General features: G+C 68.9%; 23 protein-coding genes. 10 read left to right on the forward strand and 13 right to left on the reverse strand.

The window, feature by feature from the left end:
- Nucleotides 1–16: 16 nt before the first annotated feature.
- The 3 genes from R2B38_RS29185 to R2B38_RS29195 all read right to left on the reverse strand — a co-directional run bounded on the left by R2B38_RS29185 (nt 17) and on the right by R2B38_RS29195 (nt 4,385).
- On the reverse strand, nt 17–1,420 hold the full coding sequence (locus R2B38_RS29185; RefSeq protein ID WP_318018890.1) for an extracellular solute-binding protein: 1,404 nt from the start codon (nt 1,418–1,420) through the stop codon (nt 17–19).
- Nucleotides 1,421–1,492: 72 nt separating this feature from the next.
- On the reverse strand, nt 1,493–3,484 hold the full coding sequence (locus tag R2B38_RS29190; protein WP_318018891.1) for a tetratricopeptide repeat protein: 1,992 nt from the start codon (nt 3,482–3,484) through the stop codon (nt 1,493–1,495).
- A gap of 28 nt (nt 3,485–3,512) precedes the next feature.
- A complete protein-coding gene (locus tag R2B38_RS29195; protein ID WP_318018892.1) occupies nt 3,513–4,385 on the reverse strand; it encodes a 5'-methylthioadenosine/S-adenosylhomocysteine nucleosidase in 873 nt (290 codons plus the stop codon).
- A gap of 79 nt (nt 4,386–4,464) precedes the next feature.
- Here R2B38_RS29195 and R2B38_RS29200 point away from each other — a divergent pair, with 79 nt between their 5' ends.
- Entirely contained in the window at nt 4,465–5,019 is a 555-nt protein-coding gene (locus tag R2B38_RS29200) for a hypothetical protein (RefSeq protein WP_318018893.1), read from the forward strand.
- Here R2B38_RS29200 and R2B38_RS29205 read toward each other — a convergent pair.
- Together R2B38_RS29205 and R2B38_RS29210 are read right to left on the reverse strand one after the other, a co-directional pair.
- Complete coding sequence (locus R2B38_RS29205) at nt 5,009–5,692, reverse strand: response regulator (RefSeq protein ID WP_019073117.1); 684 nt, start codon at nt 5,690–5,692, stop codon at nt 5,009–5,011. The two genes, R2B38_RS29200 and R2B38_RS29205, sit on opposite strands and share 11 nt — an antisense overlap.
- The gene (locus R2B38_RS29210; RefSeq protein WP_318018894.1) at nt 5,689–7,404 is read right to left on the reverse strand and encodes a sensor histidine kinase; all 1,716 of its coding nucleotides are present in this window, start codon (nt 7,402–7,404) and stop codon (nt 5,689–5,691) included. The genes R2B38_RS29205 and R2B38_RS29210 overlap by 4 nt, the downstream gene beginning before the upstream one ends.
- A 237-nt stretch (nt 7,405–7,641) precedes the next feature.
- On the opposite strand from R2B38_RS29210, the gene R2B38_RS29215 reads away from it, so the two are divergent.
- Both R2B38_RS29215 and R2B38_RS29220 read left to right on the forward strand, forming a co-directional pair.
- Nucleotides 7,642–9,069 carry a cation:dicarboxylate symporter family transporter gene (locus R2B38_RS29215; protein ID WP_390156956.1) on the forward strand — a complete coding sequence of 476 codons (1,428 nt, stop codon included), beginning with the start codon at nt 7,642–7,644 and terminating at the stop codon, nt 9,067–9,069.
- 208 nt (nt 9,070–9,277) lie between these two features.
- Nucleotides 9,278–10,042, forward strand: coding sequence for a DUF2127 domain-containing protein (locus tag R2B38_RS29220; protein ID WP_318021819.1), 765 nt, complete (start codon nt 9,278–9,280; stop codon nt 10,040–10,042).
- Nucleotides 10,043–10,250: 208 nt separating this feature from the next.
- Here R2B38_RS29220 and R2B38_RS29225 read toward each other — a convergent pair whose 3' ends face one another.
- Nucleotides 10,251–11,153, reverse strand: a complete 903-nt coding sequence (locus R2B38_RS29225; RefSeq protein WP_318018895.1) for an NAD-dependent epimerase/dehydratase family protein — start codon at nt 11,151–11,153, stop codon at nt 10,251–10,253.
- A 39-nt stretch (nt 11,154–11,192) separates the two neighbouring features.
- Here R2B38_RS29225 and R2B38_RS29230 point away from each other — a divergent pair, with 39 nt between their 5' ends.
- The 5 genes from R2B38_RS29230 (at nt 11,193) to R2B38_RS29250 (ending at nt 15,422) form a co-directional block, all read left to right on the forward strand.
- Nucleotides 11,193–11,702, forward strand: coding sequence for an Lrp/AsnC family transcriptional regulator (locus tag R2B38_RS29230; protein WP_318018896.1), 510 nt, complete (start codon nt 11,193–11,195; stop codon nt 11,700–11,702).
- 29 nt (nt 11,703–11,731) lie between these two features.
- On the forward strand, nt 11,732–12,118 hold the full coding sequence (locus tag R2B38_RS29235; protein WP_019060807.1) for a MerR family transcriptional regulator: 387 nt from the start codon (nt 11,732–11,734) through the stop codon (nt 12,116–12,118).
- A 14-nt stretch (nt 12,119–12,132) separates the two neighbouring features.
- Nucleotides 12,133–12,447, forward strand: coding sequence for a thioredoxin family protein (locus tag R2B38_RS29240; protein WP_318021820.1), 315 nt, complete (start codon nt 12,133–12,135; stop codon nt 12,445–12,447).
- A 158-nt stretch (nt 12,448–12,605) separates the two neighbouring features.
- On the forward strand, nt 12,606–14,831 hold the full coding sequence (locus R2B38_RS29245; RefSeq protein WP_318021821.1) for a HelD family protein: 2,226 nt from the start codon (nt 12,606–12,608) through the stop codon (nt 14,829–14,831).
- A gap of 81 nt (nt 14,832–14,912) precedes the next feature.
- The gene (locus tag R2B38_RS29250) at nt 14,913–15,422 is read left to right on the forward strand and encodes an SUKH-4 family immunity protein (RefSeq protein ID WP_318018897.1); all 510 of its coding nucleotides are present in this window, start codon (nt 14,913–14,915) and stop codon (nt 15,420–15,422) included.
- Between the two features lie 24 nt (nt 15,423–15,446).
- On the opposite strand, the gene R2B38_RS29255 is transcribed toward R2B38_RS29250, so the two are convergent.
- From R2B38_RS29255 to glgB, 4 genes are all read right to left on the reverse strand, one after another.
- Nucleotides 15,447–15,731, reverse strand: coding sequence for a transposase (locus R2B38_RS29255; RefSeq protein WP_318018898.1), 285 nt, complete (start codon nt 15,729–15,731; stop codon nt 15,447–15,449).
- A gap of 212 nt (nt 15,732–15,943) precedes the next feature.
- A complete protein-coding gene (locus R2B38_RS29260) occupies nt 15,944–16,165 on the reverse strand; it encodes a winged helix-turn-helix domain-containing protein (RefSeq protein WP_318018899.1) in 222 nt (73 codons plus the stop codon).
- Between the two features lie 88 nt (nt 16,166–16,253).
- Nucleotides 16,254–17,255, reverse strand: coding sequence for a hypothetical protein (locus R2B38_RS29265; protein WP_318018900.1), 1,002 nt, complete (start codon nt 17,253–17,255; stop codon nt 16,254–16,256).
- Nucleotides 17,256–17,432: 177 nt separating this feature from the next.
- Nucleotides 17,433–19,811: a 1,4-alpha-glucan branching enzyme gene (glgB, locus tag R2B38_RS29270; RefSeq protein WP_411978590.1), complete on the reverse strand. Its 2,379-nt coding sequence runs from the start codon at nt 19,809–19,811 to the stop codon at nt 17,433–17,435.
- A 151-nt stretch (nt 19,812–19,962) separates the two neighbouring features.
- Between glgB and R2B38_RS29275 the strand changes: the two genes are divergently transcribed.
- Both R2B38_RS29275 and R2B38_RS29280 read left to right on the forward strand, forming a co-directional pair.
- Entirely contained in the window at nt 19,963–20,244 is a 282-nt protein-coding gene (locus R2B38_RS29275; RefSeq protein WP_411978508.1) for a hypothetical protein, read from the forward strand.
- A 138-nt stretch (nt 20,245–20,382) separates the two neighbouring features.
- A complete protein-coding gene (locus R2B38_RS29280) occupies nt 20,383–21,363 on the forward strand; it encodes a hypothetical protein (protein WP_318018903.1) in 981 nt (326 codons plus the stop codon).
- A gap of 26 nt (nt 21,364–21,389) precedes the next feature.
- Here R2B38_RS29280 and R2B38_RS29285 read toward each other — a convergent pair whose 3' ends face one another.
- The 3 genes from R2B38_RS29285 to R2B38_RS29295 form a co-directional block, all read right to left on the reverse strand.
- A complete protein-coding gene (locus R2B38_RS29285) occupies nt 21,390–22,775 on the reverse strand; it encodes a maltokinase N-terminal cap-like domain-containing protein (protein ID WP_318018904.1) in 1,386 nt (461 codons plus the stop codon).
- Nucleotides 22,776–22,882: 107 nt separating this feature from the next.
- Nucleotides 22,883–24,583 (reverse strand): maltose alpha-D-glucosyltransferase, encoded by a 1,701-nt coding sequence (gene treS / locus R2B38_RS29290; protein ID WP_318018905.1) that lies wholly within the window; start codon nt 24,581–24,583, stop codon nt 22,883–22,885.
- Entirely contained in the window at nt 24,580–26,679 is a 2,100-nt protein-coding gene (locus tag R2B38_RS29295; protein ID WP_318018906.1) for an alpha-1,4-glucan--maltose-1-phosphate maltosyltransferase, read from the reverse strand. Before R2B38_RS29295 ends, treS begins: the two co-directional genes overlap by 4 nt.
- Nucleotides 26,680–26,772: the final 93 nt, after the last annotated feature.

The following is a 26,772-nucleotide window of genomic DNA, read 5'->3' on the forward strand; positions in this document are numbered from 1 at the left end:
CGGCGGTCGCCGCCGTTCATTTCTCGGTGACCTGGTTGTCCGTGGCCGACTTGAGTTCGTCGTCGTACGAACTCGCCGCCTTGTCCACCGACATGTCGCCCGTCGTCACGCCCTCCATCGCCTCCTGGATGGCGGTGGAGACCTTCGGGTACGCCGGGTAGGCGGGGCGGTAGTGCGTGCTCGCGACCAGGTCCGTGAAGAACTTGATGCCGGGCTGGGCGGTCGCGTAGGCAGGGTCGGCGGCGACGTCCTTCCGCACGGAGATACCGGAGTTGGCGATGTACCACTTCTCCGCGTTCGCCTTCGTCTGCATCGTCTTGATGAAGTCGAAGGCGAGGTCCGGGTTGCCGGCCTTGGCGGGGATCGCCCAGGTCCAGCCGCCGGACATGCTCACCTTGCCGGGCGCCTGGCCGTTCTGCGTGGGCATGTAGGCGAGCCCCAACTCCTTTGACCAGTCCGGCCATTCGTGCCCGCTGCCCTTCAACCAGGCCTGGGGCAGCCACGATCCGTCGAGCGCGATGCCGAGTTTTCCCTTGGGGAGCAGTTCACCGGCCACGTAGGTCTGGATGTTGGGGTCGAGGGCGTCGGACACGTCCGGGCCGAGCTTCTCCTTGTAGACCGTGTGGACGAACGAGAGCGCGTCCTTGAAACCCTGGCCGCCGGCGATCCACTTCTTCGACGACTTGTCGTAAAGGGGGTCCGTGGAGCCGTCGTTGGTGCCGTAGAGCAGCATCTCGAAGCCCTGCATGGTGGCTGCCTCGCCGGCCGGCTTCCCCGTGTAGACGTTGAGCGGGGTGACGTTCGGGACCTTCTGCTTGATCGTGCGGGCTGCGGCGAGGACATCGGCCCAGGTCTTAGGTTGCCAATTCGCGGGCAGACCCGCCTTCTTGAAGATTCCCTTGTCGAACCAGAGGCCGCGGGTGTCCGTGCCGTCCGGGACGCCATACGTCTTCCCGTCCTCGGCCTTGGCCGCCGACTTCGCCGTGTCGATGAACTGGTTCCAGTCCGGCCACTTGTCGAGGTAGGCGTCGAGGGGCTTGAGGTAGCCGGAGGTGATGTCGCTGTTGATGAGGAACGTGTCCTCGTAGACCAGGTCCGGGGCGGTCTTCGGCGAGCGGAGCATCTGCTGGAGCTTGGTGTAGTACTCCGAGTCCGGAGCCTTGATCGGGACGAGCTCGACCTTCTTGCCCGGGTACTGCTTCTCGAACTGCTTCTTCATGTCGGCGAGGTAGGTGTCCATCACCTTGATGGAGTTGTCCGTCGACTGCTTGAAGGAGATCTTGACGGTGTCGGGGCTGCTGCCGGAGCCGCTGCCGCAGGCGGTGAGGGTGGTCGCGGCGAGGGAGAGGGCGGCGAGAGCAACTAGGGGTGTGAGTACGGCAGTTCGGTGGGGGCGGGCGGCGGTGGGGCGCACGGGCATGACCTCCTACGGGCTCACTACGTTGTGGCCTGGGCGGATGGCTGCCCGGTGAAGGTAAGTGGAGTGGTCTAGTCAGGTCAATGCGTCTGCGGCGGATTGGGCTTCGGCGGCTTCTGCGAGGGCGTTGGCGCGGGTGTAGGCGGCGGCGGATTGGAGGAAGTGGGCGCGGGCCTCGGTGGGGCGGGTGGTCTCGTGGGTGAGAGCCAGGTTGTAGAGGGTGCGGCCCGTCCCGTACCAGTCCTCGAACTCCCGGTAGCCCTCCAAGGTCTTCTCGTACGCCTCAACCTCCTCCTCCACACGGCCCGTGTCACCCAGGGCGATGCCGAGGTTGTTCCACGCCCTGGCCTCGCCGTGGCGGTCCCCGGCAGCCTGGTACAGGTCGCGGGCGCGGGTGTGGGAGTCGATCGCCTCCTCCGTCCGGCCCACCTCCCGCAGGGCGATGCCGAGGTTGTCCCACACGATGGCCTCGCCGTGGCGGTCCCCGGCAGCCTGGTACAGGTCGCGGGCGCGGGTGTGGGAGTCCATCGCCTCCTCCACCCGGCCCGCCTCCCGCAGGGCGCTGCCGAGGTTGTCCCACGCGATGGGCTCGCCGTGGCGGTCCCTAGTGGCCTGGTACAGGTCGCGGGCTCGGGTGTAGGCGTCGATTGCCTCCTCCGCCCAGCCCGTCTCCTGCAGAGCGATGCCGAGGCTGTTCCACGCGTTGGCCTCGCCCACCCGGTCACCGGCGCGATGGGCGGCCTCCCCTGCGACACCACACATCGTGATCTTGTCGTCGAAAGAGCGCCTCCAGTCCAGATACTCCGCTAGGCACTGCGACAGCCGCACCGCCGCGTGCGCGTACCGCTCCTCCCGCGCCCACTGCACCGCGGCGACCAGCCCCGCCCGCTCGGAGTCCAGCCACGCCAGCGCCGCCGCCCGATCCGCAAACCGCTCCGGCTCCGGCATTCCGGGCAGCCGCCGCAACCAGCCATCCGCCGCCCTCGCCCACCGGAAGTAGAAGGCCAGCACCCGCTCCCGCGCCGCCTCCCCCTCCTCCCACAACCTCGCATCCCTCTTGACCACACCCGCCCCGAACGCCCGCACCAAGTCATGCAACCGCCATCGCACGTCCGTCCCTCCCGGAACAGGCGTAACAAGGTGGGCCGCAGCAAGCTCTTCGAGCAGGTCGAACGTCTGGTCGACGCTGAGGTCCGCCATTGCAGCGGCGGTCTCACCGCCGACTTCAGTCGCCGGAGCCAGCGCGAGCAGGCGCAGCAACCTTGCCTGCTCAGACGGCAGTTGCCGATACGCAGCCTCGAAGACCGGCCGGAGTCCGACAGCCGCCGTCACGTCCTCGGTATCCCGTAACTCCTCCACGAGGGATGCGACGGAGCGATAGCGCCGCTTGCGCAGCATGCCCGCTGTGATCCTCAGCGCCAGCGGATGATGCCCGCAGAGCATGGCAAGCTCCGACACCGCCTCCGGTTCACGCGTCGCCCGATCGTCGGCGCGGTCGCTGAGCCGCAAGGACCTGTCGATGAGGTCGGCCGCATCCTCCGCGTTTAGCACATCGAGGTCGATCAACTGAGCGTCCAGCTCAGTCAACCGATCCCGAGACGTGACCAGCACCCGGTGATGATCCGTCCCCGGCACGAGCGGCATCACCTGCCCCGCATCCGACGCATTGTCGAGGACCAGCAACATAGGCCGCCGCTCCTCCGCCAACAGCCGCCGAAACAGCCCGTATTGCCCGACCACCGTCTGCGGAAGATCCGCCCCCCGCACCCCCATCCCGTCCAACAACGCGACCACCGCCTGATCCGCCGTAACCGGATCCGCGTCGTACCCCCGAAAGTCGACGAACAACGTCCCGCCCGGAAACCACCCGTCCCGCACCGCCTGATGGGCCGCACACAACGCCAACGACGTCTTCCCGATCCCGCCCAGCCCGGACACCGCGCAGATCACCACCGGCAGTTCGGACTCCGCGGCCGGGTCCAGTACGGGATACAGCCGCGCCAAGTCCTCGTCCCGCCCGGTGAACCCGGCCGGCACCGCAGGCAACGCGGCCGTGGCAACCGGCACCGGCCCATGCACAGAACCGCGCCCTGAACTACCGTTCCCCGTCCCGCCGTCCCACTTGCTTGGCGACGAACGGCCCGTTGAAGGTGCTACCCCGAAAGTCGAGGTGGTCCCCTCCATACGCGGGCCCGGAATGGGGCCCCTCCTCAGGGTCCTCGGCGCTGCGTGCATCCGATGACGCACGCCCTCTGAACGGCCGTAGCTCCCGCAACACCGCCACCACCGCCGCAGCCGCACTCGCCGCAGCCCTGGGCTGCCAACCTGCCCCGTCCACACGGGACTTGTCGTCGTCGGCTCGATCGCTGATCCCGCGAATCACGAGCGCGTCCCCACCGGCGAGATCGACGGCGCTCACGAACCCCGAGCCCTCCATCTCGATGGCGGCCGCGTCGTTGTAGTTCTTCCGCAGATGCTCTGCCAGCGCGGACTTCGCCGACGCCAGCACCACGTCCCCCGCCGCGATCGGCTTCAGATGCGCCCGAGGATCATCGCGCAGCGCGTCCCGCGCCGCCGCGGCCAACCGGTGAGAAGCACGCCACGCGTCCGGCCGTACATGGAAACCCTCCGCAGTCTCCTTGCCGCCGTGCACCGCGTACACCTTGGTCGCCACCACGACATCCCCCAGCGCGATGTCGCTCTTCAGCCCTCCGGCGACTCCGACGAAGAACATCGCCTCGGGCTCCAGCCACTCCATCACCCGCTCGGTGAGTGCCGCGGCCGTCAGGTTTCCCTCGCCCAGCTCCACCAGCGCGACGGACCAGTCCGTACCCGGCAACCGTCCCACCTCGGCCCTGGTGCCACGGCGATGCTCGCGCTTGCGAAGGTCCGTGAGGTGACCCCGCACGGCCTTGTACTCCAGCGGCAGCGCGGTCAGCACCGCGACAGTGGGTTGCGACTCAGGCATCTCGGACACTCCCTTAAGGTACTTCCAAGTCGCCTGCGCAGAGGCTGTGTTGGCACCACCCGGGGGAGAGTCGAGGGCAATGCCGGAACGTGACGTCACCGTGGGCCAGTTGCTCCTCGCCGAGTACCAGACCGTCAAGGACGAGCAGAAGACCCGGATCGGCTTCCGCGACAACCTCCTCTACGTCACCCTCACCGTCGTCGCCGCCGTCATCGCCGCCGCGGCCCAGGCCAAGCAGTCCGAGATGCTGCTCGCGCTGCCGCCGGTGTGTGTCGTGCTCGGCTGGACCTACCTCGTGAACGACGAGAAGATCTCCGCGATCGGGACGTACGTACGGGACGACCTCGGGCCCCGACTCGTCGAACTCACCGGCGGCGAGGCGCTGTTCGCGTGGGAGACCACCCACCGTTCCGACAGCCGCCGCCGTTCCCGCAAGGTGATCCAGTGCGTGATCGACCTGCTGGCGTTCTGCGTCGTCCCGCTCGCCGGTCTCCTCGTCTACTGGTTCGCGGGGCAGACCTCCTCCGGCCTGTTCGTCCTGTCCGTGGCCGAGGCGCTCATCGTCGTCGGCCTCGGCCATCAGGTCCTCAGTTACGCGCGGCCCTTCAACTCGCCCCGCCCGCCTACCCCTTGACCCACCGGTACTGCAACTCCGGCCGCCCCACGGTCCCGTACTGCGGACTCCGCGCCGCCCGCCCCGCCTCCACCAGATGCTCCAGATACCGCCGAGCCGTGATCCGGGAAATCCCCACCGCCTCCGCGACCCCCGCCGCCGTGAGCCCTTCCCCGCAGTCCCGCAGCGCGACCGTCACCTTCTCCAGCGTTGGCGCACTCAACCCTTTGGGCAGCGCCGCGGGCGACGGCGCCCGCAGCGCGGCCAGCGCCCGGTCGACCTCGTCCTGACCGCTCGCCTCACCCGCGGCCGCGTGGAACTCGGCGTACCGCACCAGCCGATCCCGGAGCGTGGCGAACGTGAACGGCTTCAGTACGTACTGCACGACCCCCAGCGACACCCCCTCCCGCACCACGGCCAGATCCCGCGCCGAGGTCACCGCGATGACGTCGGCGTGGTACCCGGCCGCCCGCAACGACCGCGCGAGTTGCAGCCCGTGCGCGTCCGGAAGGTGCAGGTCGAGCAGGAGCAAGTCCACCTGGGTGCGTTCCAGCGCCCGCCGCGCCTCCGCCCCCGTGTGCGCCTTGCCCACCGCCACGAACCCCGGCACCCGGCCCACGTACATGACGTGCGCGTCGGCGGCGACGGGGTCGTCCTCGACGATGAGGACGCGGATCGGCTCGGCCGTAGTCATGAGGTACCACCTTCGGAGACAGAACCCTGGGACGACGCCCGCCCGCGACCCGCACCCGCACCTGAACCCGAATCCACCCCTGCCCCTGCCCCCACTCCCCGCAAAGGCAACCGCACCTCGAACACCGCCCCGCCCCCCTCCGCCTCAGCCACCGTCAACGTCCCCTCATGCCGGTTCACCGCCTGCCGCACCAACGCCAACCCCAGCCCGCGACCCCCCGGCCCCGCCGGCTTCGTCGAGAAGCCCCGTTGGAACACCGCCTCCGCGTGCGCCGGATCCACCCCCGCCCCCGTGTCCGCGACCCGCAGCACCAGCGCGGAGCCACCCGCCCCCGCTTCCGCCTCCGTGCGCGCCGTCACCGTGACCCGCGCCCGCAGGCTTCCCTGCGCCGCGTCCACCGCGTTGTCGATCAGGTTCCCGAGGATGGTCACCAGGTCCCGCGCGGGCAGCGAGTCCGGCAGCAGGCCGTCGTCCAGGCCGCTGTCCTCCGATACGACCAACTCGACGCCCCGCTCGTTCGATTGGGCCGTCTTGCCCAGCAACAGGGCAGCCAGCACAGGCTCGTTGACCGCCGAGACCACCTGGTCCGTCAGTGTCTGGGCCAGCTCCAACTCAGCGGTCGCGAAGTCCACCGCCTCCTCCGCGCGCCCCAGCTCGATCAGCGAGACGACCGTGTGCAGGCGGTTCGCCGCCTCGTGGGCCTGTGAGCGCAGCGCCTGGGTGAAGCCCCGCTCAGAGTCCAACTCGCCCATCAGGGACTGGAGTTCGGTGACGTCCCGGAGCGTCACCACCGTTCCGCGACGCTCGCCGCCCGACACCGGCGAGGTGTTCACCACCAGCACCCGGGACGCCGTCAGATGCACTTCGTCCACGCGCGGTTCGGAGGACAGCAGCGCGCCCGTCAGCGGCGCGGGCAGGCCGAGGCTCGCCACGGACCGGCCCACCACGTCCACCTCCGGGCCCACCCCCAGCAGCTCCCGCCCGCCGTCGTTCATCAGCGCCACCCGGTATTGACCGTCGAGCATCAGCAGCCCTTCGCGCACCGCGTGCAGCGCGGCCTGGTGGTAGTCGTGCATGTGGCTCAGCTCGGTCGCGTTCATGCCGTGGGTGTGGCGGCGCAGGCGGGCGTTGACGACGTACGTCCCTACGGCACCCAGTGCCAGGGCGCCGGCCGCCACCCCGATCAGCGCCGTCACCTGGTCCTGCACCCGCTGCGTGATCGCCTCGACCCGGATGCCGGCGCTGACCAGTCCGATGACCGTGTCGCCGCTCTTGACGGGGGTGACCGCGCGGACGGACGCGCCGAGGGTGCCGGTGTAGGTCTCCGTGAAGGAGTCGCCCTTCAGCGCGGGCTTGATGTGGCCCAGGAACTTCTTCCCGATCTGCTTCCGGTCCGGGTGGGTCCAGCGGATGCCCTGCGGATTCATGATCGTGATGAAGTCGACCTGGGTGTCGCGCTGGACCTTCAGGGAGTACGACTCCAGGTGCGCGGTGGGGTTCGACGTACCGATCGCCGCGATCACCGACGGCGAGTCCGCGACCGACCGCGCCACCGCCATGGCCTGCCGGCCCGCCGCGTCCTCGGCCTGGCTGCGGTCGCTGACGTAGGTGAACAGCGCGTACCCGGCGACGACGACCGCTATCAGCACGGCCTGCATGCCGAAGAGCTGGCCGGCGAGGCTGCGGGGGCGGGGGACGTGCGGGATGCGCATGTCGTCAGTGTGCCTCGCATGTTAAGCGCGAACTAAATGAACGTAAGGGTGACCGCCCTCACAAGCCGGGAGATAGTCACCGCAACCCCGGAAGCAGCCGCCTCCCGGGCCAGGCCGCGCAGGGCATCGGATCGGTGCGGACCGCCGTAGAACCCGTAGAACCCGTAGGACCCATGAATCCCCGGACGTGAGCCGCACTCGCCACCCGGGTTCCGCCGGTCGTGAGCCGCACGCCGGATGATGCCGACGACGTCGTCAAGGAGGGCAGCCGTGGCCAGCACCCCCGCACCCGCACCTGCCGCACCCGCAGCACCGCCCGTGAAGCGGGACCGCACCCACTACCTCTACATCGCGGTGATCGTCGCGGTCGCCCTCGGCATCGCCGTCGGGTTCGCCGCGCCGGACTTCGCCGAGGAGCTCAAGCCGCTCGGTACCGGCTTCGTCGCGCTGATCAAGATGATGATCTCGCCGATCATCTTCTGCACCATCGTGCTCGGCGTCGGCTCCGTACGGAAGGCCGCCCAGGTCGGCAAGGTCGGCGGGCTCGCGCTCGGCTACTTCATCGCGATGTCGTTCGTGGCGCTGGCCATCGGCCTGGTCGTCGGCAACATCATCCACCCGGGCAGCGGCATGCACCTGACCGAGGCCGTCAAGGGCGTCGGACACACGCAGGCCCAGGCCGCCGCCGAGGGCCCGGTCGACTTCCTGCTCGGGATCATCCCGACCACCTTCGTGTCGGCGTTCACCGAGGGCCAGGTCCTCCAGACGCTGCTGATCGCGCTCCTCGCGGGCTTCGCGCTGCAGGCCATGGGCCGGACCGGCGAGCCGGTGCTGCGCGGTGTCGAGTACATCCAGAAGCTGGTCTTCCGCATCCTCGGCATGATCATGTGGGCCGCGCCCGTCGGCGCCTTCGGCGCCATGGCCGCCGTCATCGGCGAGACCGGCATGGACGCGCTGAAGGCACTGGGCACGATCATGGCCGGCTTCTACATCACCTGTGCGCTCTTCATCGTCGTCGTGCTCGGCACGCTGACCAAGCTGGTCGCCAAGGTCAACCTCTTCCAGCTGCTGAAGTACCTCGGCCGTGAGTTCCTGCTGATCGTCTCCACCTCGTCCTCCGAGTCCGCGCTGCCGCGGCTCATCGCGAAGATGGAGCACCTGGGTGTCAGCCGCCCGGTCGTCGGCATCACCGTGCCGACCGGCTACTCCTTCAACCTCGACGGCACGATGATCTACCTGACGATGGCCTCGCTGTTCATCGCCGACGCGATGGACCAGCCGATGAGCATCGGCCAGCAGATCGGCCTGCTGCTCTTCATGATGGTCGCCTCCAAGGGCGCGGCCGGTGTCTCCGGCTCCGGTATCGCCGTACTGGCGAGTGGCCTGCAGTCGCACAAGCCCGCGCTGGTCGACGGTGTCGGCCTGATCATCGGCATCGACCGCTTCATGAGCGAGGCCCGCGCGGTCACCAACTTCGCCGGCAACGCCGTCGCCACGCTGCTCATCGGCACCTGGACCGGCGAGGTCGACAAGGAGCGGGTGAACCGGGTCCTCGCCGGTGAACTCCCCTTCGACGAGAAGACGTTGCTCGACGAGAAGGACGGCGACGACCACCTCGACGCCGTCCCCGAGCAGGGCGGCGAGAAGGAACTCGCCAAGGCCTGAGCGCTCCCTGCCCAAGCGTGGCGCCCGGGCCGACCTGAACACGGTCCGGACGCCCACGGACTCCGGGCGGCTGGGTGTCCCCCCGTCGCTCAGCCGCCCGGTCCTTACAGGGACGTAGTAGGGATGTACTAGCGTGCCGTGCCGTGCCGGAAACCTCCGGCGCCGCACGGCACGTTCACGTCGGGTAGGAGTCACGGGGGCCATGGGCATGAAGATCGACTGGGACCGGCGGCACTGCGCACGGCACGGGCACGCGACGTACGCGCCCGAGGAGACGGCACTGCGGGAACGGCTGCGCGCCGAGACCGGGTTCGGGGAGGCCTGGCGCTGTCTGCGCTGCGGCGACTTCGTCCTGGGCGAGCCGCACGGTTCGGGGCCCGCCGAGCACGCTCCCCTGGTGCCGCGCGGGAAGGTGCTGCGGGACCTGTTCATCCTGCGGTTCCTCGCCATCGAGCGGGCCGTGCGCGGGGTGTTCATCGTGCTGGTCGCCGCCGCCGTATGGAAGTTCAGCAACAGCCAGGACTCGGTGCGCCAGCTCTTCGACGAGTACCTCGACGTGTTCCGGCCCGTCTTCAAGCACTTCCACTACGACCTCGACCACTCGCCGATCGTCGGCACCATCCAGAAGACCTTCGGCTACAAGCACTCCACGCTGGTCCTGGTCGCCGTACTGCTGCTGGCGTACGCGCTGATCGAACTCGTCGAGGCGGGCGGCCTCTGGTACGCCAAGCGCTGGGCGGAGTATCTGACGGTGGTCGCCACCGCCGCGTTCCTGCCGCTGGAGATCTACGAACTCACCGAACACATCAGCTGGTTGAAGATCGCCACCCTCGTCCTGAACATACTCGCCGTCCTCTACATCGCCCTGGCCAAGCGGCTGTTCGGGCTGCGCGGCGGCCGGAAGGCCTTCGACGAGGAGCGCGAGAGCGCGTCCCTGCTGGAGGTGGAGACGTCGGCCGGCGTCATGGTCTGACGCCCGCGGGGTCATGTTCTGACACCCTGGTCCGAAACATCGCACCTTCGGAACTGTGGAGGCAGACATGGGCGAACCGGGCGGAGTGGAGTTCATGAGCGAGGCCGAGTACGAGCGCCGGTACGGTGCCCGACGCGAGGCCTCGCTCATGAACTCCACTCCGCCCGGGACCAGTTGACGCGTCGGCTGCTCGGGGTGGTGTCCTCGACTACCGCACCACCCCCGGCAGCCACTCCCGGGCCCGAGTGAAGGTGTAACCGAGCCGCGTGGCACGGGAGTTGTCCATGCCGTAGGAGCGGGCGAAGGAGAACGGGGACGTGCTCCCGCCCTCCTCCGCCGTACGGAACACCACCTTCCCGGACGGGAGTCGGGCGGCGATCGCCTCGCACAGGTCCGCCGTGGTCAGCGGGTCGTGGGAGGCCGCGTTGACCGGGCCGGTGAAGTCCTGCCCCGCCGTCCAGAAGAGGAAGTCGGCGATCTCGTCGACGTGGATGTAGGTCGCCGGGTGGTTGACGCGCGGGACGGTGATCGGCGTGCCGGTGCGGATACGGTCGACATAGTGCTCCAGGCGGCCGGTGAAGTCGTCGGCGCCGCCCAGGACATGGGCCACACGGACCGCCGCGTACGCGAACTCCGGTCCGGCCGCCGCGAACACCGCCTCCGCCTGCCGCTTGCCCTCGCCGTAGTGCGCGTCGAGGAACTCGGGCTCGTCCCAGGGGAGTTCGAGGTCCACGGTCACCTCGGCCGGATCGACGGCCGCCTCGCTCACGAGCGCGGGCGAGTCGTCGTGCTCGTACACCTCGACCGTCGACGTCATCACATAGCGGCGGGTGCGGCCGGTGAAGACGCGGCGGGCGATCGCCGCCTGGCGCGGGGTGTAGCAGACCTGGTCGACGACGACGTCGAAGGTGCGCTGGCCGAGAGCGGCGCGCAGCGCGTCCTCGTCGTCGCGGTCGGCGATCAGGTGAACGGCTCCGGCGGGCGGTGCCGACGAACCCCGGTTGAGGACCGTGACCCGGTCCCCGGCGGCCAGCAGCCGCGCGATCAGCCGCTTGCCGAAGTAGCGGCTGCCGCCGATGACCAGGACGTCCCGTGCCTTTTCCATGACCATAATTCTTCGGGCGTACGAGCGGGATCTGAAGGGGGAGACATGGGAGTTGGGGCCACGGTGCCGAAAGAACCACGGCATCCGCGGGCGACCGCCGCCGAAACACCGGTGGCCTTCGACGCGGTGGACCGGCAGATCCTCCACCTCCTCCAGACGGACGGCCGGATCAAGCTCAGCGAGCTCGGCCGACAGGTCCGGCTGAGCCCGGCGGCGGTCACCGAGCGGGTCCGACGGCTGGAGGCGGCGGGCGTGATCAGCGGCTACGGCGCCCATGTCGTCCCGGGCCGGCTCGGCTACGGCATCCAGGCGTTCATCCGGGTCGACCCGCACGGCGGCTACACCCTGAAGCACCCCAGGACCCTGGAGCTGACCGAGCGGTCCGAGATCACCGAGGTGCACCATGTCGTCGGCGAGGACTGCTGGATCCTCAAGGTCGCCGTCCGGGACACCGTCCACCTGGAGGAGGTCCTCGAAGCGGTCTCCGCGCTCGGGCGCACCACGACGTCGATCGTGCTGACCTCCCCGGTGGAGCGGAAACCGCTGTTGCCCTGACGCCGACGTCAAGGATTACTGTCGTAGGCATGCGAATCGGCGAGCTGGCCGCGCGGGCCGGGACCACGACGCGGGCGTTGCGGTACTACGAGTCGCGGGGGCTGCTGCCCGCACGGCGCGGGGGCAACGGGTACCGGACGTACGACGAGGCTGATCTGAAGCTGCTGCGGCAGATCAGGACCCTGCAGGACTTCGGGTTCGACCTGGAGGAGACGCGGCCCTTCGTGGAGTGTCTGCGGGCCGGGCATCCCGAGGGGGACTCGTGTCCGGCCTCGCTCGCGGTCTACCGGCGGAAGCTGGCCGAACTGGATTCCCTGATCGGGGAGTTGCAGGCGGTGCGGGCGGAGATCGGGGTGCGGCTGGCGACCGTCGAGGAGCCACCACCGTTGTGCGAACTGGGAGGGCATGAACTGTGATCGACGCGACCCATGTGATGGACGTGACGGACGAGAGTTTCGCGGCGGAGGTGATCGGGGCCGAGTTGCCGGTGCTGGTGGAGTTCACGGCGGACTGGTGTCCCCCGTGCCGGCAGATGGCGCCGGTGCTGCGCGCCCTCGCCACCGAGGAGGCCGACCGCCTCAAGGTGGTGCAGCTGAACGTGGACCTGAATCCGGAGACCACGAACGCCTACAAGGTGCTCTCGATGCCCACGTTCATGGTCTTCCGGGGCGGTGAGCCGGTGAAGGCGATGGTGGGGGCCCGGCCCAAGCGCCGGTTGCTGGAGGAGCTCTCCGACGTGCTCTGATCCCGCCCGATACGCAAAGAAAATCCCCCGAGCAATTGCGCTCGGGGGATTTCTTTGCGTATATTCAATGGTTCGCGACTTCGTGGGAATTGAGTCGCAAAGAGGCTTAGTGAGCACAGTATATATGTCCGGGAGTGGAATTGTCAAACAGCGATGAAATTCACGGTGAGCAGGAATTCATCGACGGTCTGTACGCACGCGTGGACGCGCTGCGCGGCGCCACCGAGGGCTCCGTCACGGACGCGCTCGGGCAGGGCAACACGCCCATGCAGGCCCGGCTGGAGCGGGACATCCTGGTCGCCGAGCGCTCGGGGCTGCTCGCCGCGCTGAACGCCGTGGACGGCTCGCTCTGCTTCGGCCGGATCGACCTGACCTCCGGCACCACCCACCACATCGGCCGTATCGGCATCCGCTCCGACGACGCCGACCTCACGCCGATCCTGATCGACTGGCGGGCCGACGTCGCCCGCCCCTTCTACCTGGCCACCGGCCACACCCCGATGGACCTGCGCCGCCGTCGGCACCTCACCACCGACGGGCGCCGCGTCACCGCCCTGCACGACGAGATCCTCGACCTCGGCGACGCCACCCGCACCGGCCACGAGGACCCGAGCGGCGACGCCGTCCTGCTCGCCGCGCTCAACTCCGCGCGCACCGGCCGGATGAGCGACATCGTGCAGACCATCCAGGCCGAGCAGGACGAGATCATCCGCGCGCCCTACCGCGGGGTGCTCGTCGTCGAGGGCGGCCCCGGCACCGGCAAGACCGCCGTCGCGCTGCACCGGGCCGCGTATCTCCTCTACGAATACCGGGAGTTGCTCGCCAAGCGGGCCGTCCTGATCGTCGGTCCGAACCCCGCGTTCCTCGGTTACATCGGCGAGGTGCTGCCGTCGCTGGGCGAGACCGGCGTGCTGCTGGCGACCGTCGGCGAGCTGTTCCCCGGCGTGAAGGCGACGGCGACCGACAGCCGGGCGGCCGCCGCGGTCAAGGGCCGCGCCGACATGGCCGACGTGCTCGCCGCCGTCGTACGCGACTGGCAGTCGCTGCCCGATCCGGTGATCGCGATCGAGCACGACCGCGAGATCCTGATGCTCGACGACGGTCTCGTACGGGTCGCCCGCGACCGTGCGCGAGAGGCCGGGCTCCCGCACAACGCGGCCCGGGAGCACTTCGAGGGCCACATCCTCAACACGCTCACCGAGCTGTTCGCCGAACGCATCGGCACCGACCCCTTCGACGGCAGCAACCTCCTCGACCCCAGCGACATCACCCAGATCCGCGACGAACTCGCCGAGAACCCCGAAGTCTGGGCCGCCATCGACCAGTTGTGGCCGCGGCTGACCCCGCAGTACCTCGTCGCGGACTTCCTCGCCGACCCCGTGGGCTACGTCTCCGACGACGACGCCGATGCCATCCGGCGGCCGGTGACCCGTGAGTGGACCGTGGCGGACGTACCGCTGCTGGACGAGGCCGCGGAGCTGCTCGGGCGGGACGACCGGGTGCGGCTGGCCCGTGCTCAGCGGGAGCGCGAGGAGCAAGTGTCTTTCGCGCAGGGCGTGTTGGACGTGTCCTTCGCTTCCCGGACGTTCGAGTTCGAGGACAAGGAGGAGGGCGATCCCGAGGGGTCCGAGGTGCTGTCGGCGCACGACATCATCGACGCGGAGCGCTTCGCCGAGCGGCACGAGGAGGAGGACCACCGCAGCGCCGCGGAGCGCGCGGCGGCCGACCGGACCTGGGCGTTCGGCCACATCATCGTCGACGAGGCGCAGGAACTCTCCCCGATGGCCTGGCGGTTGCTGATGCGGCGGAGTCCCACGCGGTCGATGACGCTGGTCGGTGACCCGGCGCAGACGGCGGAGGCGGCGGGCGTCGGCTCCTGGTCGGAGATCCTCGCCCCGTACGTCGAGGACCGCTACGACCACACCCGGCTCGGCGTCAACTACCGCACCCCCGCCGAGATCATGGACCTCGCGGCGGCGGTCGTCCGCGCGGAGAATCCTGACTTCGAGCCGCCGAGTTCGGTGCGGGCCACTGGCGTGCGGCCTTGGGTGCGGGCGACTGACGATCTGCCGGGGGCTGTTGCCAAGGCCGTGGGTGAACTCGCCCCTGCGGAAGGGCGGTTGGCGGTGATCGCGCCTCGGGATCTGCATCGGCGGCTTGCGGCGCGGCTGGACGGGGTGACGGCCGGCGCCGAGCCGGATCTGACGCGGAGTGTCGTGCTGCTTGATCCCCGGCAGGCGAAGGGGCTGGAGTTCGACTCGGTGTTGGTCGTCGAGCCGGGGCGGTACGGGACGAGTGATCTGTACGTGGCGTTGACTCGGGCTACTCAGAGGCTGGGGGTGTTGCATACGGGGTCGCTGCCAAAGGCGCTGAGGTCGGCATGAGAGGGCGTTGCGCTGCGTGAGTCGGCCGTCTCGCGGGCCAGTGGGTGTTGCCCGGGCAGTCCGTCGGGAGAGGATCTTCCCGTGAGCCAGCCTCTGCCGCAGCTTCCGAAGCCCGAGTTCGTCCTGATTTCCATCGAGGCTCCACCCGAGGTGCCCGCCCAGATCGCTGTCGCCCTGGGGGAGACTGGCATCCCAGGCGGGTTGATCGGATACGAGTACCGGCCGTTGAGCGAGTCGGTGTACTTCGAGGGGATCGGCGAGCGGGGGCTGGTCGCCATCGCGTCGAGTGGCCTTTTCGGACGCATCGCCGTCGACGTGGCCACTGGTCACGTGGTGCAGATTCCCAAGGCCGAGTCAACGACAGCCAGTTACGTGAACCAGGACCTCGGCTCCTTCAACCGATGCGTCGCGGCCGTGATCGCAAGGTTCCCGTTCTATGCCGAGGGCGACGAGGAAAGGTGCGCGGAGGTGGCGGCAGAGCTGCGCGATCTCGTCTCCGGCATCGACGAGACCGCTCTCGTGCACAACGGGTTCTGGGAGACCTTCTGCGACGACGTGGCGATCGGGGACTATGCGGACTGGGATGAGTGATCCGGGACCGGTCCCCGGTTTCACTCAGCCGTCCAGGATCAGGCCGGTGGCAGCGATGCAGCCGTCGACGAGGTCGGGACGGTACTGGATCCCCTTGAGTCGACGTTCCACGGCTCTGGTGATCTCACCGAGGTCCGCGGCGGCCAGGTTGCCCAGGTCGCGCTCGACCAGCGCCCAGATACGCTCGGGCGGATTGAGGTCAGGGGCGTAGGCCGGGAGTTGGAACACGGTCAGCCACTCGCCATTGGAGTCGATGAATTCCTTCATGCCGGCGGTCAGGTGGAGGCGGACGTTGTCCCAGATCAGCACGATGGGCCCCCGAGCTGGATGCGAGCGCGGACGGTCATGGCTCAGAAGTCCCGCCAGCCGAAGCCCTTCGGCTGGCGGGACTTCTGAGGCGGGACCGCCGGCCCGGCTCGAAGCAGACCATGCCCGCCACCGACACCCGCCCGGAGCCCTGACCTCGCACCCGCACGACCGGGGTCTGGCCGATCCGGCCCCAGGTCTGGCGCGTGGCGGAGTCATCGACTGCCTGGCCTCGTTGGCGCACACGATCCCCGGCACCGAGCTCCGCCGCGGTGCTTTTCCCCGTGGCCAGGTCCCTTCTTCCACAGCTCGACCGCATCGTCGTCCCGCTCGATGGCCCGCCTGGCCGGCTGCTGCCAGCTCCAGCCGTGCCGGGATCGCACCGGAGAGCCCGACAGGACCCCGGCCCCGCCGTGCTCGCGCCGGTCCGACGCCACCGCTCCACCGACCGCTCGCTCCCTCGCGGACCAGAGGCGACTTCGCTACCGGAGCCAGCAGGCCGCTGTCAGGCGAACCCTCCCGACATCACCCAATCAAGTTCAGTAGTCCGCTCGCGTGGGCTGCTCCGTTTTCCACATCGTCGGGATGAACGATGGCATCCGGAATGCTCATGTAGTGCATTAGAGGAGGCACGGGAACCTTGAGACTTCGACCCATTCGAGTGTGTGGGCAGGGAAAGGTTCCTTTCCTGACCATCTGGTAGGCGGTGGACTCGGCGATTCCTGGTGCCTCTGCTGCGGCGGGCATGCCGATGAATGACGGGAAGAAGTCGGAGAGGTAGTAGTAGTGGCTCGGTCCGAACAGGTTACTGCGTGTCAGCATGGGTGCTTTTGCGGCACGCGATGTCACTTCTGGGCGACGGCCGGCCCGGAGGTCGTCGTGAAAGCGTGTCGCGGCATCTAGGCAGTTGTGTTTGTGGAACAACGCCCCATTCCGCTCGCCTCGAATCTGTTCGGCAACGGCAGGATCTTGTGGGTCGGCGCCGTGGATGATCGCAGACGCTTTGAGGCTTGGCGACTCGGGAAGATCCTCAGTTTCGAGGAAGTCCTCTGGACGTTCTATGACGGTCTCGCGGGTCTGATCTGTGGCTCGCTGGTAGGCGGTTCGAATCGCCATCTTCCGCATGAGCGTGGGTACATGACGTGGAGCGACACCGTGGACTGTCTCCGTCCACGTAGTGAGCGCGGCCTCGAACATGTCGGAACGTACGTCTGACAGGTCGACGTAGAGCTCCCGGGAAATGCGGATTGAACGCCCATGGAGTGAGGCCATGACGCAATCCAGTACGATCATCCGCCACTTGTCGTCGTCGCGCATGTCGTGAATTCGTCCCAGGGCTACCATGGATTCCCATAGGCGAGGTGGTTTGCCCTCGCCCTTTACCATGATGGCGCTGGCGCGAAAATCCGCATACTTGGGATGGCGTGTGATTTCACAGTGTCTTATGTCGCCTGCGTGAGCACAAACCGACTCTTCGCCGCAGGCTTGGTGAACGTACTGCGTGACGTAGTCAAAAGCATCAGCCACGACCTGCGCTCCAATACTTGATCCCTCGGGATGGGCAAGCAGAGCATGTGGTCGAGTCGAACTATTTTTCTCCGTTACCTCGGGGTTGGTCGAAGTCCGATCCATATCGACAGTATGGAAATGGAGTGATGTTCGAATTGGAGTGGAATCGGCCCCGCGGTGTCGTGTTTTGTCATTTCAGGCCGGCCTCAGCCACACCGTCGCCAAGGGAGGCAACGTCACTCGGATGCTCGTCGGGCGGCCGTGCCACGGTTGGGGTTCGGGCTTGAGGGGGTCGGGGTTGGTGATGTCGCTGCCGCCGTAGCGGGCCGTGTCGGTGTTGAGGGTTTCGTGCCAGGCGGGGATGTCTTCGGGGGTGCCGAGGCGGTAGTCGTGGCGGACTACGGGGGAGAGGTTGCTGACGGCCAGGAGGGGGGAGCCGTCGGTGTCGTAGCGGAGGAAGGCGAAGACGTTGTCCTCGGCGGCGTCTCCGGTGATCCACTGGAAGCCGGACGGGTCGGTGTCCAGTTGCCAGAGGGCGGGGGTGTGGCGGTAGACCGTGTTGAGGTCGCGGACCAGGTCGCGCACGCCCCGGTGGTCGGCCTCGGCGCTGTAGGAGGGGTCCAGGAGCCACCAGTCGGGGCCGTTCGTCTCCGACCACTCGGCGCCCTGGGCGAACTCCTGGCCCATGAAGAGGAGTTGCTTGCCGGGGTGGGCCCACATGAAGGCCAGGTAGGCGCGGAGGTTGGCGCGTTGCTGCCACCAGTCGCCGGGCATCTTGGAGACCAACGAGCCCTTGCCGTGGACTACTTCGTCGTGGGAGATGGGGAGGACGTAGTTCTCGCTGTAGGCGTAGACCATGGAGAAGGTCATCTCGCCGTGGTGGTGGCGACGGTGGACGGGGTCGTGTGCCATGTAGTCCAGCGAGTCGTGCATCCAGCCCATGTTCCACTTCAGCCCGAAGCCCAGGCCGCCGAATCCGCCGGGGCCGATGTGGTGCGTGGCGCGGGTGACGCCGTCCCAGGCGGTGGACTCCTCGGCGATCGTCACGACGCCGGGCACCCTGCGGTACACCGTCGCGTTCATCTCCTGGAGGAAGGCGACGGCGTCGAGGTTCTCCCGGCCGCCGTGCTCGTTCGGGGTCCACTGGCCCGGTTCGCGTGAGTAGTCGAGGTAGAGCATCGAGGCGACCGCGTCCACGCGCAGGCCGTCGATGTGGAACTCCTCGCACCAGTAGACGGCGTTCGCCACAAGGAAGTTGCGCACCTCGCGGCGGCCGAAGTCGAACTCCAGGGTGCCCCAGTCGGGGTGCGCGGCCCGGAGCGGGTCCTCGTGCTCGTACAGGGGGCGGCCGTCGAACTCGGCCAACGCCCAGTCGTCGCGCGGGAAGTGGGCCGGGACCCAGTCCATCAGGACGCCGATACCGGCCTGGTGCAGGGCGTCGACGAGGAACTTGAAGTCGTCGGGGGTGCCGAGGCGGGCGGTGGGGGCGTAGAACCCGGTGACCTGGTATCCCCACGAGCCGCCGTACGGGTGCTCGGCGACCGGCATCATCTCGACGTGGGTGAAGCCCAAGTCCTTGACGTAGGCGGGGAGTTGCTCGGCGAGTTGACGGTATGTCAAACCCGGCCGCCAGGAGGCGAGATGGAGTTCGTAGATGGAGAGGGGGGCTTTGTGGGCGGGGAGTTCGGCGCGCTGGGCGAGCCATTCCGCGTCGTTCCACTCGTAGTGCGAGGCGTGGACGATCGAGGAGGTGGCGGGCGGGACCTCGGTGCGGCGGGCCATGGGGTCTGCGCGCATCGTCTTCGACCCGTCGGGCCGGGTGATCTCGAACTTGTACAGCTCGCCCTCGCCGACACCCGGCATGAACAGTTCCCAGACACCGGTGCCGCCGAGTGAGCGCAGCGGGGCGCCCGTCCCGTCCCAGAAGTTGAAGGTACCGGCGAGGCGCACGCCCTGCGCGTCCGGCGCCCACACGGTGAACCGGGTGCCGGTGACCCCCTGATGCGTCATCGTCCGCGCCCCGAGCGCCTGCCACAACTCCTCGTGCCGGCCCTCACCGATCAGGTGGAGATCCAGATCCCCGAGCGCGGGGAGGAACCGGTAGGCGTCCTCGACCTCTTGCACGGCGCCGTCGTAGGCCACGAGCAGTTGGTACTCCGGCACGCCTTGCAGCGGCAGCAGCCCTGAGAAGAACCCGTCCCCGTCGTTGTGCAACTCGGCCTTCAACTGGCCTGCCACGACTGTGACTCCGAGGGCGAACGGCCGGAACGCGCGGAAGGCTATGCCGCCGGGGACCGGGTGTGCGCCGAGTACGGAGTGGGGGGCGTGGTGGGTTCCGTGGAGGAGGCGGTCGCGGTCTGGGGCGTCCAGGGCGGGGGAGACGGTGGGGGTTGGGGGAGGGGTGGGGGTGGCCGGTGGGGTGGGCTGGGTGGCCAACTCCGGGGTTTTGGCGGGGGCTGTGAGCGGGGTCGGTGCGGTGGGCGGCGTCGCGGGTGTGGCCGCCTTCGGAGTGTCGGCCGCAGTCGTCAGCGGGGCTGGTGCCGAAGTGGGAGCGGCGGTTGGCGTCGGCGGGATGGCCGGCTCCGGGGCGTCCGCGGATACCGGCGGCGTGGCCGGAGCCGGAGCCGGAGCCGCGGGCGAGGTCGGTGTGGCTGACGGGGGCGCCGGTGTGGCCCGCTTCGGCTCCGGGATGTCGTCCGGGGTCGACAGCACCGCTGGAGTCGGAGTGGTCGGCGAGATGGACGGGTTCGCCGGTGTGGCCGACTCCGATTCCGAGGTGTCGGCCGGAGTTGGCAGCACAGCCGGAGCGGGTGCGGTGGGCGGAGTCGAGGACGAGGTCGGCTCTGCGGCCTCGGTCGCCGCCGGCGGCGAGGCCGACTCCGAGGTGGGACCCGGCTCCGAGGTGGGGCCGGGCTCCGAGGTGGGACCCGGCTCCGAGGTGGGGCCGGGCTCCGAGGTGGGACCCGGCTCCGAGGTGGACGCGATGCCGGGGGCAGCGGCCTCCTGACCCAGGGTGGAAACCGCCTGCTCTGCTGCGGAAGCCGCCTGTGCTGCGGAAGCCCCCTGCTCCGGTGCCGAATCCGCCCGCTCCGAAACGGAAGCCGCGCTGTCCCGCGAGGGAGAAGCCACCTCCGAATCCACCCCCGTGTCCGCGGTCACCGTCCTCCGCGTGGGCTTCTCGTCAGCCGCGATCGTCTTCCTGGCCAGGCCCTTCTTCGCCGAGTTCTTCTTCCCGGCACCCTTCTTGGGCACAGCCTTCTTCGCGGCGGCGTTCTTGGTCGCGCTCTTCTTCGCTGCGGTCTTCTTCGTCACGGTCTTCCTCGCGCTGCCTGTCTCCGCCACGACGTCTTCTGCCGAGCCCGTCTCCGCCGGGATCCTCGCGGTCACGTTCGTCCTCTTCGCCGTACCCGTCTTCGCGGCGCCCGTCTTCGTCATGGCCTTCTCCGTCGCAGCTTCTGTCGCCGAGGTGTCTTCCGCCGAACCAGTCTTCGCCACGGCGTTCTTCTTCGTAGCTTGCTTGGCCGCGGCCTTCTTGAGCACGGCGTTCTTGGCCGCCGCCTTCGTTGCCGCAGCCTTCTTCGTACCGGCGTTCTTCGTCGTGGCCCTCTTGGCCGCGGCCTTCCCAGGCTCGCTTGCCTTGGCCGGGGTGTGCTTCTTCGCTGTGTTGGCTCGGGTCTTTCCAGGCTTGGCCGTCTCGGCGGGCGTGTCTTTCGCCGCAGTCCTTTTGGTTGCGGCCTTTCCGGAGTCGCTTGCCTTGGCCGGGGTGTGCTTCTTCGCTGTCTTGGCTCCGGCTTTTCCAGGCTTGGCCGTCCCAGCCCGCGCGTCCTTCGCCACCACCCTCGTGGCCCCGGCCTTCCCGGACGCTCCCGCCTCAGCCGCCGCCCCCTTCGCTCCGGCATTCTTCGCGGCGGCGCTCCCCGTCCCGCCCCTCTTCTTCATCGCCTTCTCCGCAGCCGCCTCTTTGCCTGCAGCCCCCTTGACCGCGCCCCCCTTACCCCCGCCCTCCGTCTCCCCAGAAACCGTCGGCCGCACTTCCGCACCACTCCTCCCCTCAGCCGTTTTCTTGTTCGGCTTCGGATCGGAACCGTTGGACGAGGGACGCGGGGTCACGGGTAAAGCCTCCTGAGCGGGGTGAGTTCGAAGTGGGGCGGGTCACGTCACAGGGCTGGCCAGGCGCCGTACCGCTGACAACGGGACCGGGAGCCAGTCCGGGCGGTGGCGGGCCTCGTAGAGGACTTCGTAGATCGCCTTGTCGGTCTCGTACGCGCGGAGCAGGACCGGATCCGTCCGCGGATCCACCCCCGTCACCTCCGCGTACCCCGAGCAGTACGCCGCCCGGCACATGTCCGCCCAGCCGGGCGCGGCCGGAGTCGTCGAGTGGGCCGCGTAGTCGAAGGAACGGAGCATCCCCGCGATGTCCCGTACCGGAGGCTGGGGCATACGGCGTTCGGCCAGGGGGCGGGAGGGTTCGCCCTCGAAGTCGATCAACGACCATTCCCCGGACGGCGAGTGCAGGCACTGGCCCAGGTGCAGGTCGCCGTGGATGCGTTGGGCGGTCCAGGTCACGCCCTCCGCCGCCAGGTCCGCCAGCGCCGAGAACGCCGAGTGCAGGCCCGGCGCGTACGGGCGGAGCGCCGGTACCGCCTGCGCCGCCGCGTCCAGGCGCTCGGTCATGCCGTTCACCAGCAGTTCCAGTTGGGCACTGCCCAAGGTCATCGTCGGCAGCGCTCGGGCCAGGGCCACGTGGACCTCCGCCGTCGCCCTGCCCAGCGACCTCGCCTCCGCGCCGAAGTCCTCGCCCTTGGACAGCTCGCTCAGCGCCAGCTCCCAGCCGTCCGCCGCGCCCTGCACGAAGGGCTGGAGGACTCCCAGGACGTACGGCTCGTCGGCGAACTCCGCCCGCAGCCATGCCGTCGGGGCCGGTACTCGCGGGCAGCCTTCCAGGGCGAGGGCCAGCGGGAGTTCAAGGTCCGGGTTGGTGCCGGGGACGATCCTGCGCAGGAGTTTCAGGATGTACGTGTCGCCGTAGACCACCGATGAATTGGACTGTTCGGCCGTCATGAGGCGCGGGGTCAGACCGGGGGCGATCTCCGGGGCGTCCGGGGCCCGTTCGAAGCGCAGCCCGCCGATGCGGGCCTGGGTGCGCAGCGCCTCCAGGAGCACCTCGGCGGGCCGGGGGTCGTACAGGGCCTCGTACACCGTGTGACCGGCGAGCGGGCCCTCCTCCACATGTCCGATCAGCGCGGGCGCGAGCCGGGGTGGCAGCGCCTCGCGCACGCCTATGAGGAGTTGGTAGCAGTCGCCGGGGGCGGGGGACTGGTGGGCGCGGACCAGGAGGTGGTACAGGCCCGGCTTGGTGCCGTCCACCGGGAGCAGCTCGGTCGCCGCCACCAGCGAGAAACCCGTGACGGGACGGCCCTTGCCCGCGAACCACCGTTGCCTCGGCAGCCACTCCCGAAGGAGGGGGTCCAGTGACGCGAGGAGGCCGGGACCGGGACCCGGACTGGTCCGGCCGGAGATTGTGACAGTTTCCGCCATGGTGTCACGTTCCTTTCCCCGGGGGTGGTCGGGGTGTCACTGTTGCGTGCCCCGGGCGGGGCGGGAGAAACCGAAACCGCCCCACCCCACCGGGATCCGGCAAGGATCTACGCGGCTTCCTTGCGGAGCCGGAACCAGTAGAAGCCGTGCCCCGCCAGCGTCAGCAAGTACGGCAGCTCTCCTACGGCCGGAAAGCGCACCCCGCCGAACAGTTCGACCGGATGCCTCCCATTGAACGCCCGCAGGTCCAGTTCCGTCGGCTGCGCGAACCGGGAGAAGTTGTTCACGCACAGCACGAGGTCGTCCTCGTACTCGCGCAGGAACGCGATCACCGCCGGATTGGACGACGGCAGCTCCCGGTACGAACCCAGCCCGAACGCCAGGTTCTGCTTGCGGATCTCGATCATGCGGCGCGTCCAGTGCAGCAGCGACGACGGCGACGACATCGACGCCTCGACGTTGGTGACCTGGTAGCCGTAGACGGGGTCCATGATGGTCGGCAGCGACAGGCGGCCGGGGTCACAGGACGAAAAACCTGCGTTGCGATCCGGTGTCCACTGCATCGGCGTGCGCACGGCGTCGCGGTCGCCGAGCCAGATGTTGTCGCCCATGCCGATCTCGTCGCCGTAGTAGAGGATCGGCGAGCCGGGCAGCGACAGGAGCAGGGCCGTGAACAGTTCGATCTGGTTGCGGTCGTTGTCCAGGAGTGGGGCCAGCCTGCGCCTGATACCGATGTTGGCGCGCATACGCGGGTCCTTCGCGTACTCCGCCCACATGTAGTCGCGTTCCTCGTCGGTGACCATTTCCAGGGTCAACTCGTCGTGGTTGCGCAGGAAGATGCCCCACTGGCAGCCGGACGGGATCGCCGGAGTCTTGGCCAGGATCTCCGAGACGGGGTAGCGGGACTCCCGGCGGACCGCCATGAAGATCCTCGGCATCACCGGGAAGTGGAACGCCATGTGGCACTCGTCGCCGCCGCTCTGGAAGTCGCCGAAGTAGTCGACGACGTCCTCGGGCCACTGGTTCGCCTCCGCCAGCACCACCGTGTCGGGGTACTGCGCGTCGATCTCCTTGCGCACCCGGCGGAGGAACTCATGGGTTGCCGGAAGGTTTTCGCAGTTGGTGCCCTCGGCCGCGAACAGGTACGGGACCGCGTCCAGCCGGAAGCCGTCGATGCCCAGGTCCAGCCAGAACTTCAGCGCCGAGATGATCTCTTCCTGCACGGCCGGGTTCTCGTAGTTGAGGTCCGGCTGGTGGGAGAAGAAGCGGTGCCAGAAGTACTGCTTGCGGACGGGGTCGAAGGTCCAGTTGGAGGCTTCGGTGTCGACGAAGATGATGCGGGCGTCGGGGTACTGCTTGTCGTCGTCGGCCCACATGTAGTAGTCGCCGTACGGCCCGTCGGGGTCTTTCCTCGACTCCTGGAACCACGGGTGCTGGTCGCTGGTGTGGTTCATGACGAAGTCGATGATGACGCGCATGCCGCGTTGGTGGGCGGAGTCGACGAACTCCACGAAGTCGGCCAGGTCGCCGAATTCGGGGAGTACGGCGGTGTAGTCCGAGACGTCGTAACCGCCGTCCCGCAAGGGGGATTTGAAGAACGGTGGGAGCCAGAGGCAGTCGACGCCGAGCCACTGGAGGTAGTCGAGTTTGGCGGTGATGCCCTTGAGGTCACCGACGCCGTCGCCGTTGCTGTCCTGGAAGGAGCGGACCAGGACCTCGTAGAAGACGGCGCGTTTGAACCACTCGGGGTCCCGGTCCTTGGCGGGAGTGTCCTCGAAGGTGTCCGGGACGGGCTCGTTGACGATCATATGGTGGGTGACCCTCCGATCTGCGGGGACGGTCGCAGGACGGTGAGGATGTGTGCGGGCCGGTTACCCGGCTCCAGACGCACATAGTTGGCCCTGCCCCAGTGATAGGTCTCGCCGGTGAGCTCGTCGCGCACCGGCACCGACTCGTGCCATTCCAGGCCGAGTTGCGGCATGTCCAACGAGACCGTGGCCTCCTGGGTGTGGTGAGGGTCGAGGTTCGCGACCACCAGAACCGTGTTCGAACCGCTGCGCTTCGAGTACGCGATCACCGCCTCCTGATCCACATCGTGGAAGTGGAGATCGCGCAACTGCCGCAACGCCGGGCTGCGGCGCCGGATGTCGTTGAGCTTGCCCAGCAATGGCGCGATGCTACGTCCTTCCCGCTCGGCCGACACCCAGTCGCGCGGCCGGAGTTGGTACTTCTCGGAGTCCAGATACTCCTCGCTGCCGGGCCGCAACGGCGTGTTCTCGCACAACTCATACCCGCTGTACACCCCCCAGGTGGGAGCGAGGGTCGCGGCGAGCACCGCGCGCAGTTCGAAGGCGGGTCGGCCGCCGTCCTGGAGGAACTCGTGCAGGATGTCGGGGGTGTTCACGAACAGGTTCGGCCGCATGTAGGCCGCCGCTTCCCCCGACAACTCACTCAGATATTCGGTGAGTTCCTGCTTCGTGTTGCGCCAGGTGAAGTAGGTGTACGACTGCTGGAACCCGATCTGCGCGAGCGTGTGCATCATCGCCGGGCGTGTGAACGCCTCGGCCAGGAAGATGATGTCGGGGTCGGTGCCGTTGATCTCCGCGATCACCCGTTCCCAGAACACGACCGGCTTGGTGTGCGGGTTGTCGACGCGGAAGATCCGTACGCCGTGGTCCATCCAGTGACGTAGGACCCGCACCGTCTCGGTGATCAGGCCGTCCATGTCCCGGTCGAAGGCGATGGGGTAGATGTCCTGGTACTTCTTCGGCGGGTTCTCCGCGTACGCGATCGTCCCGTCGGGGCGGTGGTGGAACCACTCCGGGTGTTTCTCCACCCACGGGTGGTCCGGGGAGCACTGGAGCGCGAAGTCCAGCGCGATCTCCATGCCCAGCTCGGCGGCCCGGGCGACGAACGCGTCGAAGTCCTCCAGCGTGCCGAGTTGGGGGTGGATCGCGTCGTGGCCGCCCTCGGGGGAGCCGATCGCCCAGGGGACGCCGACGTCCTCACGCCCTGCGGAGAGGGTGTTGTTCGGGCCCTTGCGGAAGGTCGTCCCGATGGGGTGGATCGGCGGCAGGTAGACGACGTCGAAGCCCATCGCGGCGATGCCGTCCAGGCGTTTCGCGGCCGTACGGAACGTGCCGTGGGGCTGGGCCGGGGTGCCCTCGGAGCGCGGGAAGAACTCGTACCAGGCGCCGTAGAGGGCCCGTTCCCGCTCGACGAGGAGCGGTCGGGGCTCGGCGGCCGTGACCAGTTCCCGCAGGGGGTATCGGGCCAGGACCCCGTCCACCTCCGGTGTGAGCGCGGCGGCGAGGCGGGACGCGGGCGGGCGGGTCTCGTCGCGGAGGGCGGACACGGCGGCGCGGAGGACGGGGCGGAGGCCCTTGCCCTTCGGGACGCCGGAGATGGCGCGTTCGTACAGCCGCGCGCCCTCCTCCAGGACCAGGTCCGTGTCCATTCCGGCCGGGATCTTGATCCGGGCGTGGTGGCGCCAGGTGGAGACGGGGTCGCTCCAGGCCTCCACGGTGTAGGTCCACCGGCCGGGTGCGCCGGGCGTGACCGTGGCGCCCCAGCGGTCGGAGCCCGGGGCGAGCTCCCGCATCGGGGTCCAGGGGCCGGGGCGGCCGTCCGGGTCGTAGAGGACCGCGTTCGCGGCGACCGCGTCGTGGCCCTCGCGGAAGACGATGGCCGAGACCTCGAACGCCTCACCGGTGACCGCCTTGGCGGACCGGTGGCCGTGCTGGACGACCGGCCGGACATCGAGGACGGGGATGCGTCCGATGCCGGGCGAGGTGCCGTCCGCGGAGGGTGGCTCCGGGGCGGGTGGTGCCGTGCCGGCGGGGCGCACGGGGGGCGTGGCCTTGCCGGGTGTCGGGGGTGCTGACGAGTGGTGCGTGGCGGGCATGACCGCTCCTGTCCGCGTCAACGTGGGTGTGGGCGGATGGATGTGGGGAGGTGGGTCCTGCGAAGGAGATCCCGTGGTGCGTCTGGGGGGCGT

This window comes from Streptomyces sp. N50 (assembly GCF_033335955.1).
Taxonomy (GTDB): domain Bacteria; phylum Actinomycetota; class Actinomycetes; order Streptomycetales; family Streptomycetaceae; genus Streptomyces.